The 850-nt window shown below is 58.5% G+C and carries 2 protein-coding genes; both read right to left on the bottom strand.

Going from position 1 to position 850, the window contains the following annotated elements; all coding sequences use genetic code 11:
* A partial coding sequence (locus EET67_RS26360) for an IS5 family transposase (RefSeq protein ID WP_245451255.1) occupies positions 1-470 on the bottom strand: 470 nt, incomplete at its 3' end.
* 55 nt (positions 471-525) lie between these two features.
* On the bottom strand, positions 526-657 hold the full coding sequence (locus tag EET67_RS26355; RefSeq protein ID WP_245451254.1) for a transposase: 132 nt from the start codon (positions 655-657) through the stop codon (positions 526-528).
* Positions 658-850: the final 193 nt, after the last annotated feature.

The following is an 850-nucleotide window of genomic DNA, read 5'->3' as shown; positions in this document are numbered from 1 at the left end:
TAGCGCTCGTGGACAAAGGGTATCCATAATTTGACTGCGGCGATGGCGACGAAGCCGAGATAGGATTCCTTGGTCTTGTCGTAGCGCGTGGCTATACGGCGCCAGTTCTTGAGCTTGTTGAAGAGCCGCTCGATCTGGTTTCGCCATTTGTATTTGGCTTTGTCGTGAGGAACGGGCTCGCGTCTGTTGGTCTTTGCGGGGATGACGGCTTCGATGTCGGCCTTGGTGATCTCCTCGCGAATGGCGTCTGCGTCATAGCCCTTGTCGGCGAGCAGCGCCTCGATCCGATCGGAAATCATCCGGAACAGAGGGGCAAAGCCTTGGGTGTCATGGGTCTGCCCCGGCGTCAGCACGAAGCCGAGGGGTTGGCCTTTTGCATCGCAGCGGGCATGGAGCTTGGAGGTGAAGCCGCCGCGCGATCGGCCAAGCGCCTCGACCTCCTGAGTTCCCCTTTTATGCCGACTGCACAATGATGTGCCCGGATGACGGTGCTGTCGATCATGTCCGCACTTCGATCCCGTTCGACTATCTCGCCAGTGTTTCGAGCATTGCATCGAACACGCCGGTCTCGATCCATCGTCGATATCGGCGAAAGACGCTGTTCCACTTGCCGTACTCGTCAGGCAGATGGCGCCATTGCGCTCCGGTGCGGGCCATTCACATCATGCCTTCGAAATAGCGCCGATTGTCTTGGGCTGGACGGCAGCCGCGTCCTCGTTCAGCAGGGAGAAGCGGGCGATCAGTGTCCATTCCTCGTCCGTCAACCCAATCCGTTCGCCCAAAGCTGCCTCCAAATGGAAGCCTTGAATCAAAACCGGATTCCGCAGTCAACCTTTGTCCACGAGCGCTA

It is taken from the genome of Borborobacter arsenicus (genome assembly GCF_003934165.1).
Taxonomy (GTDB): Bacteria; Pseudomonadota; Alphaproteobacteria; order Rhizobiales; family Rhizobiaceae; genus Pseudaminobacter; species Pseudaminobacter arsenicus.
The sequence above is the reverse complement of the archived record's forward strand: the minus strand, read 5'-3'. Positions and strand labels throughout refer to the sequence as shown.

What these genes read in the sequence shown, in the direction of transcription:
- EET67_RS26355 (WP_245451254.1), bottom strand. Translation starts at nt 657, where the DNA reads ATGGCCCGCACCGGAGCGCAATGGCGCCATCTGCCTGACGAGTACGGC.